An 8,562-nucleotide genomic window follows, 5' to 3' on the forward strand; every position below is an offset into this window, starting at 1 on the left:
ATTCGCGGAGCCGGGTGCGGAGCCCCGAGCCGCGGATCCAGGGCTGGTCAGGGAGGGTGCACGCTGGCTCCAGCTGTCCGAAGTGGCCGCGGACGCGCGCTTCTTCGGGCTCGGCGGACGGGCCTCCGGGCCCCGGCTGCGGGACGGGGTGTACCGGCTGTGGAACACCGATCCCGGCGGCAGCTTCGAGCCGGGGGACGATCCGCTGTATCTGACCATGCCGGTGCAGCTCGTGGTGGCCGACGCGGGCATTCATCTGGTGTTCCACGACAACTCCTGGGACGGCACGGTCACCCTGCGGGAGGGCGAGGAGGGCGCGGGCTCCGGCCATGACCGGCCCGGCTGCTGCCGGACGCGGATGGAGGGCGGCCCGCTGCGCTACTGGGTGATCGTGGGCACCACCCCGGCGCGGGTGCTGCACGGCTGGACGGCGCTGACCGGCGCGCCGGCGGTGCCGCCGCGGTGGGCGCTCGGCCATCACCACGCGCGCTGGGGGTTCCGCGACGCGGCGGAGGTCCGGCGGGTGGTGGCGGGCTACCGGGAGCGGGGCCTGCCGCTGTCCGCGCTGCATCTGGACATCGACCACTTCATCGGCCACCGGGTGTTCACGGTGGACGGCGCGCGCTTCCCCGATCTGCCGGGGCTCGCCGCCGAGCTGCTCGAGGACGGGGTGCGGCTGGTGTCGATCGTCGACCCGGCGGTGAAGGCGGAGCCGGGCAACGCGGTGTACGAGAGCGGGGCGGCGGACGACGTCTTCGTGCGCGACGCCCGGGGGCGTGAGGTGCGCGGAGTCGTATGGGCGGGCGAGTCGGTGTTCCCCGACTTCACCGATCCGCGGGTGCGCAAGTGGTGGGGCGGGCTGTACGCGGAGCGGCTGGCGCAGGGCTTCTCCGGGGTGTGGCACGACATGAACGAGCCGGTGTCGTTCGCCGCCTTCGGCGAGAGCACGCTGCCGCGCTCGGCCCGGCACGCCCTGGAGGGCCGGGGCGGCGACCACCGCGAGGGGCACAACGTCTACGGGCTGGCGATGGCGCGGGCGGGCTACGAGGGGCTGTGCGAGCTGCGCCCCGACGAGCGGCCGTTTCTCTTCTCGCGCTCGGGGTGGGCGGGGCTGCAGCGGTACGGGGGCAGCTGGTCCGGCGACGTGGCCACGGGCTGGGCGGGGCTGCGGGCCTCGCTGTCGCTGGTGATCGGGCTGGGCCTGTCCGGGGTGCCGTATTCGGGGCCCGACATCGGCGGCTTCACCGGCTTTCCCTCGCCGGAACTCTATCTGCGGTGGTTCCAGCTGGGCGCGTATCTGCCGCTGTTCCGCACCCATTCGGCGATCTCGGCGGGGCGGCGGGAGCCGTGGGAGTTCGGATCGCGGGTGCTGGAGCACGCGGCGGCGGCGCTGCGGATGCGGCAGCGGCTGCTGCCGTACTTCACCACGCTGGCGCAGCTGGCCGCGCGCACCGGCGCCCCGTATGTGCGGCCCGTGTGGTGGCGGACGCCCAAGGACCGGGCGCTGCGCGACTGCGAGGACGCCTTTCTGCTGGGGGACGCGCTGCTGGTGGCGCCGGTGCTGGAGGAGGGCGCCCGCCGCCGCCCGGTCCGGCTGCCGCGCGGCCGCTGGTACGACACGGTGACCGGCCGGGCGTACCACGGCCCCGGACAGGTGGTGCTGGACGCTCCCCTGTCGGGCATCCCGGTCCTGGCCCGGGCCGGTTCGGTGGTACCGGTGGCGGCGCCCGGCGGCGGGGTGGAGCTGGAGGTGTGGACCCCGAGCCAGGGCCGCAAGGGCGCGGGCGCGGGCACGCTGGCCGTGGACACGGGCGACGGCTGGGAGAAGCCGGAGCTACTGCGCTTCACCACCCGGCTGCGGGACGGCGAGGTGACGATCGAGCGCGAGGGCGGCGGCGAGGTGGGCTACCCGATACGAGTACGAGGCGAGGCCCCGCCCTCCGAGGACCGCCGCGGCACCCGAGCGAACTGACCGCGACGCGGCCCGCCCAACGCGCCGCCCCAGGCGGCAACCGGGCGGGCCGCCGCCCTTGTGAACTCCCCCGGGCCCACCGGAGTGAGGCCGCGGCCCAGCGGAAGCGGGCGAGGGCCGAAACGCGCCCCGGCCAGGGGCACCCGCGGAAGCGGGCCGCGCCGGACCCGGCAGGCCGCGCCCGGACGGCCCGGGCGCCGACGCGCCAGAGCCGGTCGCGGTACGGCAAGCCAGGGCAGTCCCCGCAGGAAGCCGACCGCCGCGTGGAGTCCCGACGGCAACGGCGCCAAGGGATACCCCCGCGGACGCGGACTCGCGGACGCGGACTCGCGGACGCGGGCTTGTTTTCGCTTCTCGGGGTGGGATAAGTGATGAGCATGCCAAGACTCGCCGTCGCGCTGCGTGCGCTCGTTCTGCCCGTTGCCGCTCTGCTGGCCGTCGCGCCGTACACCCCGGCGCAGGCGAAGGCGGAGCCGAAGGCTCCGAAGGAGTTCGTGGCTCTCCGGGACGTCGATCCGACGATTCGGCAGGAGATCCGGTACTTCACTCCGCACAACTTCACCGGCGATCCGGTGGACGGATACCGCCGGCCGATGTGCATCCTGACCCGCCCGGCCGCCGAGGCGCTGCATCAGGCGCAGCGTCAACTGCTGAGGCGCGGCTACACCTTGAAGGTGTACGACTGCTATCGGCCGCAGCGCGCGGTGAACGACTTCGTGGAGTGGGCCAAGGATCTGGGCGATCAGCGGATGAAGGGCGAGTTCTATCCGGAGGTCGACAAGACGCGGCTGTTCGAGGACGGCTATATCGCCGAGAAGTCGGGTCACAGCCGGGGCAGCACCGTGGATCTGACGATCGCGCGGCTGCCCGCGCTGCCCACGCGCCCGTATGTGCCGGGCGAGAAGCTGGTGCCGTGCTACGCGGCCAAGAAGGACCGCTTCCCGGACAACTCCGTGGACATGGGCACCGGTTACGACTGCTTCGACACGCGTTCGCATACGCTCGATCCGCGGATCAAGGGTGTGCAGCGGGCCAACCGGCTGCTGCTCAAGGGCACGTTGGAGAAGCTCGGGTTCGTCAATCTGGCCGAGGAGTGGTGGCACTACACCTTCAAGCCGGAGCTGTTCCCGGACACGTACTTCGACTTCCCCGTCTCGCGCCGCTCGCTGACCGGCTGAGCGGCCCTCACAGCCGTCCCCCCGCCGTGTCCGAGGACAGCCGCTGGGCGATGTACACGGGCACCACGGACACCAGGATGAGCAGCGCGGCGACAACGTTGACGACGGGGGCCTGGTGGGGGCGGGCCAGATTCTCGTAGATCCAGATGGGCAGGGTGCGGGTGCCGGGCCCGGCGGTGAAGGTCGTGACGACGATCTCGTCGAAGGAGAGCGCGAAGGCCAGCAGCCCGCCCGCGAAGAGCGCCGAGCGCATGGCGGGAAAGGTGACGTACCGGAAGGTCTGCCAGGAGCGCGCCCCGAGGTCGGCGGACGCCTCGGCCAGGGAGGGCGCGATACGGCGCAGCCGGGCGCCGATGTTGTTGAAGACGATGACGACGCAGAACGTGGCGTGCCCGACGACCACCGTGAACAGGCCGAAGCCGATGCCGATCGGGTCGAGGACGGTGCGGAAGGCGGCGTTGAGGGCGATACCGCTGACGATGCCGGGCAGCGCGATCGGCAGGACGAGCAGGAAGGACACGGTCCGCCGCCCGAAGAAGCGATGCCGGTGGACGGCGTACGCGGCCAAGGTCCCGAGCACCAGGGCGATCGCCGTGGCGGCGAGCCCGGCCTTGAGCGAGGTGAGCAGGGCCTCGCGGGCGCCGTCGCTGTGCAGGGCGGCCCGCCACCAGCGGCCGGTGAGGCCGCTGGGCGGCCAGCCGAAGGAGCGGTCGGCGTTGAAGGAGTTGAGCAGCACCAGCAGCAGGGGGACGTAGACGATCGCGAGGCCGGCCGCGGTGACACAGCCGAGGACCACTCGGGCGGTGCGCGAGAGGCGCATGGGCCCACCTCCTGGGGCGACTGGAGTGACTAGAGCGAGTCGAGGGCGCCCGCACGGCGTACGGCGGCCAGGTAGCAGACGATGAGGACCACGGGTACGGCGGAGAGCGCGGCGGCCATCGGCAGATCCAGGGTGACCTGTGAGGCGATCACATTGCCCAGCAGCTGGGTCTTGCCGCCGACGATCTGCACGGTGAGGTAGTCGCCCAGGCTGAGCGAGAAGGTGAAGACGGATCCGGCGAGCACGGCCGGGCGTACGGCGGGCAGGACGACGGAGCGCAGGGTCCGCCAGGCGCCGGCGCCGAGGTCGGCCGAGGCCTCCAGCATCCGCTCGGGGAGCCGTTCGAGGGCCGCGTACACCGGCAGGATCATGTACGGCAGCCAGAGGTAGGCGAGCACGATGACGACGGCGGTGGTGCCGTAGCCGGGGCCGTGCAGCCCGAACGGGGCGAGGGCGGCGCCCACGACGCCGTCCTCGCCCAGCATGACCCGCCAGGCGTACGCCTTGACCAGATAGCCGGCCCACAGCGGGGTGAGCACGGCGACCAGCAGCGGCCGCCGCCACCGCCGCCCCGCGACCCGCGCCATGCAGAACGCCATGGGCAGGGCGAGGAGCGCGTCGATGACGGTGACGGCGACCGCGATGGACAGGGTGCGCAGGGCGATGGTGCGGTAGACGGGGGTGGTCAGCAGCTCGTGGAAGTTGTCGGTGTTCCAGGTGTGGACGACATCGGAGGTGAAGGAGTCGGTGGCCCAGAAGGCCGACAGCAGCAGGATGGCGAGCGAGCCCAGATAGGCCAGGGTCAGCCAGAGCAGGGGCGGGGCGAGGAGCGCGGTGAGGCGCAGCCGCGAGCCTGAGGTGGGCGCGGCGGGCATCTCAGCCCTTGACCTCCGTCCAGGCCCGGGTCCACTGGGCGTAGTCGGTGCAGGTGGCGTCCTTACGGCCGTCGAGGCACTCCTTGATGGGCGTGGTCCAGAAGTGGACGCGCTGGAAGTACTTCTCGTCGTCCGCGTGGAAGATCGCGCAGTGGTTCGGGTCGGAGGTCTCGGCGCACGCCTTACGGTTGGACGGAGCCTCGCCGAAGTACTCCGCGACCTGGGCGTTGACCTTGGGCGAAACGATCCAGTCGAGCCACTTGTAGGCGCAGTTGGGGTGCTCGGCCTCGGCCGACACCATCCAGGTGTCGGACCAGCCGGTGGCGCCCTCCTTGGGGAGCACCGCCTTGACCGGGGCCTTCTCGGCCTTGGTGAGGTTGGCGATGACCTGCCAGGTGGTGCCGATGACGCTGTCGCCGCCCTTGAAGGCGGTGATCTCCTTCTGGTAGTCGCTCCAGTACTCCCCCACCGCCTTGTGCTGCTTCTTCAGCAGGGATACGGCTGCGTCGAGTTGCTTCTGGTCCAGCGCGTAGGGGTTCTTGATGCCGAGGGAGGGCTTGGCGCGCATCAGATAGAGCGCGGCGTCGGCGATATAGATGGGCGAGTCGTAGGCGGTGACGTGCCCCCCGTACCGCGCGGAGTCTTCGAAGACGGCGCGCCAGGAGTCGGGCGCGGGCTTCACCTTGTCGGTGCGGTACATGAGGAGGTTGGCGCCCCGGCCGTGCGGAATGCCGTACATCCGGCCGTCCTTGGAGTTGAACGGCTGCTGTTTGAGGGCCGGGAAGACGTCCTTGTAGTTGGGCACCAGCTTGGTGTTGACGGGGGCCGCGTCGCCGGAGGCGATGAGGCGCAGGGTGGCGTCGCCGGAGGCGGAGACCGTGTCGTACTGCCCGGTCTTCATCAGCGAGACCATCTCGTCGGAGGTGCCGGCCGTCTTGGTGTTCACCTGGCAGCCGGTCTTCTTCTCGAACGGGTGAACCCAGTCCACCTTGGGGTCGTTGGAGCCGTCCTCGGCGTAGCCGGCCCAGGCGATGATGTTGACCTTGCCTTCGCCCTTACCGAGCTTGTCGGGTGCGTGGCCGCCCTTGTCGTCGCCGCCGCCCGAGCCGCACCCGGCCGCGGTCAGCAGCAGCGCGCAGACGGCGGCCGCGGACCTCCACGCAGACGTCTTCCGTTTCCGCATCCGGTCCTCCTCGTCCCACTAGGCACTTGAGGCCCGGCCAGTATCGGGCGGGCGGTAGGCCCTCGCCAGGGTGCCGTCGGCAATGACAAGGTCAACTCGGGACCGGGAAGGCGTCCTTCTCGTCCCAGGACAGCCCGATCTCGCCGTCCAGGCGGGCGGATTGAGGGAGTCCGTCGAGGTTCTGGCGGAGCACGGTGAGCCGATCGCCGTGCGGAAGCGCGATGGTGAAGCGGGTGTGCGCCCCGGCGTGCACGATGTCCGTGATGCGCCCCGTGACGGTCCGTCGGCCATCGGCGGATGCCGCGGCTTCGGCGGGCGGCTCCGCAGGCGGTTCCACGGGCTCCGTGAGCAGGATCCGCTCGGGCCGGATGGAGTACGTGCCGGGACGGCCCACGACGCGCACCGCGGCCTCGCCGCGCAGCAGATTGGTGGTGCCGACGAAGCCCGCGACGAAGGCGGTGGTGGGGCGTTCGTACACCTCGACCGGCGGGCCGGTCTGCTCGATGCGGCCGTCGCGGACCACGGCGATGCGGTCGCTCATGGTCAGCGCCTCGTCCTGGTCGTGGGTGACCAGGAGGAAGGTGATGCCGGTGGTGCGCTGCAACTCCTTGAGCTCCGTCTGCATCTCCTGCCGCAGCGCCAGGTCGAGCGCGCCGAGCGGTTCGTCGAGCAGCAGCACGGCGGGCCGGTCGACGAGGGCGCGGGCGAGGGCGACACGCTGGCGCTGGCCGCCGGAGAGCTCGGCGGGGCGGCGGGCGGCGAAGCCCTCCAGCCGTACGGTGGTCAGCGCCTCGCGGGCGCGGGCGAGCCGCTCGGCCTTGCGGACGCCGCGCACGGTCAGCGCGTAGGCCACGTTCTGCTCGACGCTCATATGCGGGAAGAGCGCGTAGTCCTGGAAGACGGTGTGCGCATCGCGGCGGTTGGGTGGCGTCGTGGTGACGTCGTGTCCGGCGAGTTCGATACGCCCCGCGGTGGGCTGTTCGAACCCCGCGACCAGCCGCAGCAGCGTCGTCTTCCCCGAGCCGGAGGGGCCGAGCAGCGAGAAGAACTCGCCCTCGCGGACGGTGAGATCGACGGCGTCCACCGCGCGCACCGTCCCGAAGTCCTTGGTGACGGCCTCGAGCCGGACGGCCGTGCGCGTCGTCGTGGTCCCGGTCCGCGTCCTGGTCTCCGTCTCCGCCACCGACCGCTCCCCTCGCCCTTCGGCTGATCAGGCCCGTGATCGCGGCCCGTGATCGCGGTCACTGTACCGGGGTTACGCGCGCTACGGTCCCAGTGCCACACTTCTGACACATCGTCAGTTACGAGGTATCGGGAGGGGCCGTGTCCCCCACACGTGTGCCCGTGGTCGACGGGTGGTTCACCGCCGAGGGCGGGGAGTTCCGGCTGCTGGGAACGTGCTGCCGGGACTGCGGGGCGGTGTACTTCCCCCGGGAGGACGCCTTCTGCCGTGCCCCGGACTGCGCGGGCACCGAGCTGGCGGAGGTCCCGCTGTCCCGCCGCGGGCGGGTGTGGTCCTACACCGACGGCCGCTACCGGCCACCCGCCCCCTACCCGTCCGACCCCGAGCGCACATGGCAGCCCTGCACACTGATCGCCGTGGAGCTGGCCGCCGAGCGGATGGTGGTGCTGGGCCAGGGCGCCCCCGGGGTGACCGTGGCCGATCTGGTCGTCGGCATGGAGGTCGAGGTGGTGCCGGGGGTGCTGGCCGAGGAGGACGGACGCACCCTCACCACCTGGCACTGGCGGCCCGTTTCCGGGGAGCGGCCGGTTCCCGACGAGCCACCCGTTCCTGACGAGCGGCCCGTTCCCGACGAGCGGCCCGTTCCCGAGGAGGCGTCATGACCGGTGAGGTGGCGGTGCTCGGCGCCGGGATGCACCCCTGGGGGAAGTGGGGCCGCGGCTTCGTGGAGTACGGCACGAAGGCGGCGCGGGCCGCGCTCGCGGACGCCGGGCTCGAGTGGTCCGCGATCCAGTCCGTGGTCGGCGCCAACACCGTGCGCTGCGGCTATCCGGGGCAGGTCGCGGGCGCGACCTTCGCCAAGGCGCTGGGCTGGCAGGGCGCCCGCGTCACCAGCGTGTACGCGGCCTGCGCGTCCGGCGCGCGGGCCATCGACACCGCCCGCGCCCAGATCCTGTCGGGCATGGCGGACACCGTTCTGGTGGTGGGCTCCGACGCGGCGCCCAAGGGGTTCTTCGCCCCCGCGGGCGGTGAGCGGCCGGACGATCCGGACTGGCTGCGCTTCCGGGTACTGGGCGCCACCAACCCCGCCTATTTCGCGCTCTGGGCCCGCCGCCGGATGGCGCTCTACGGCGACACGGCCGAGGACTTCGCGCGGGTGAAGGTCAAGAACGCGGCCGCGGGCGCCGCCAATCCGTACGCCCGCTACCGCACCCCCGTCACCGCCGAGGAGGTCGCCGCGTCCCCGGTCGTCGCCGATCCGCTGCGGCTGCTGGACATCTGCGCGACCTCCGACGGGGCGGCGGCGCTGGTGCTCGGCAGCGTGGAGACGGCGCGGCGGCTCGGGATGGCG

The 8,562-nt window shown here is 72.2% G+C and carries 7 protein-coding genes and 1 pseudogene; 4 read left to right on the forward strand and 4 right to left on the reverse strand.

Translation table 11 applies throughout. The features are described 5' to 3' along the window. Window positions 1-1,972 (forward strand): glycoside hydrolase family 31 protein (locus GWI24_RS35230; RefSeq protein ID WP_210950107.1); only part of this gene is annotated, 1,972 nt, incomplete at its 5' end. 377 nt (window positions 1,973-2,349) lie between these two features. Then, window positions 2,350-3,150, forward strand: coding sequence for a M15 family metallopeptidase (locus GWI24_RS35235; protein ID WP_210950110.1), 801 nt, complete (start codon window positions 2,350-2,352; stop codon window positions 3,148-3,150). A gap of 7 nt (window positions 3,151-3,157) precedes the next feature. On the opposite strand, the gene GWI24_RS35240 is transcribed toward GWI24_RS35235, so the two are convergent. The 4 genes from GWI24_RS35240 to GWI24_RS35255 form a co-directional block, all read right to left on the reverse strand. After that, the gene (locus tag GWI24_RS35240) at window positions 3,158-3,970 is read right to left on the reverse strand and encodes an ABC transporter permease (RefSeq protein ID WP_020873588.1); all 813 of its coding nucleotides are present in this window, start codon (window positions 3,968-3,970) and stop codon (window positions 3,158-3,160) included. 29 nt (window positions 3,971-3,999) lie between these two features. Continuing rightward, a complete protein-coding gene (locus GWI24_RS35245; protein WP_137976685.1) occupies window positions 4,000-4,845 on the reverse strand; it encodes an ABC transporter permease in 846 nt (281 codons plus the stop codon). 1 nt (window position 4,846) lies between these two features. Beyond that, window positions 4,847-6,028: an ABC transporter substrate-binding protein gene (locus tag GWI24_RS35250; RefSeq protein WP_210950108.1), complete on the reverse strand. Its 1,182-nt coding sequence runs from the start codon at window positions 6,026-6,028 to the stop codon at window positions 4,847-4,849. A gap of 91 nt (window positions 6,029-6,119) precedes the next feature. Continuing rightward, on the reverse strand, window positions 6,120-7,211 hold the full coding sequence (locus GWI24_RS35255) for an ABC transporter ATP-binding protein (RefSeq protein ID WP_210950109.1): 1,092 nt from the start codon (window positions 7,209-7,211) through the stop codon (window positions 6,120-6,122). Window positions 7,212-7,351: 140 nt separating this feature from the next. Between GWI24_RS35255 and GWI24_RS35260 the strand changes: the two are divergent. Together GWI24_RS35260 and GWI24_RS35265 are read left to right on the forward strand one after the other, a co-directional pair. Continuing rightward, window positions 7,352-7,783: pseudogene (locus tag GWI24_RS35260) on the forward strand (Zn-ribbon domain-containing OB-fold protein); the annotation flags it as partial. Window positions 7,784-7,869: 86 nt separating this feature from the next. Beyond that, window positions 7,870-8,562 (forward strand): beta-ketoacyl synthase N-terminal-like domain-containing protein (locus tag GWI24_RS35265; protein WP_281791067.1); only part of this gene is annotated, 693 nt, incomplete at its 3' end.

The organism is Streptomyces sp. MK37H, assembly GCF_018035285.1.
Classification (GTDB): domain Bacteria; phylum Actinomycetota; class Actinomycetes; order Streptomycetales; family Streptomycetaceae; genus Streptomyces; species Streptomyces endocoffeicus.

Bases quoted from the DNA above. Each gene is read 5' to 3' on its own strand.
- GWI24_RS35235 (WP_210950110.1), top strand. From the start codon at position 2,350: ATGCCAAGACTCGCCGTCGCGCTGCGTGCGCTCGTTCTGCCCGTTGCC.
- GWI24_RS35240 (WP_020873588.1), bottom strand. From the start codon at position 3,970: ATGCGCCTCTCGCGCACCGCCCGAGTGGTCCTCGGCTGTGTCACCGCG.
- GWI24_RS35245 (WP_137976685.1), bottom strand. From the start codon at position 4,845: ATGCCCGCCGCGCCCACCTCAGGCTCGCGGCTGCGCCTCACCGCGCTC.
- GWI24_RS35250 (WP_210950108.1), bottom strand. From the start codon at position 6,028: ATGCGGAAACGGAAGACGTCTGCGTGGAGGTCCGCGGCCGCCGTCTGC.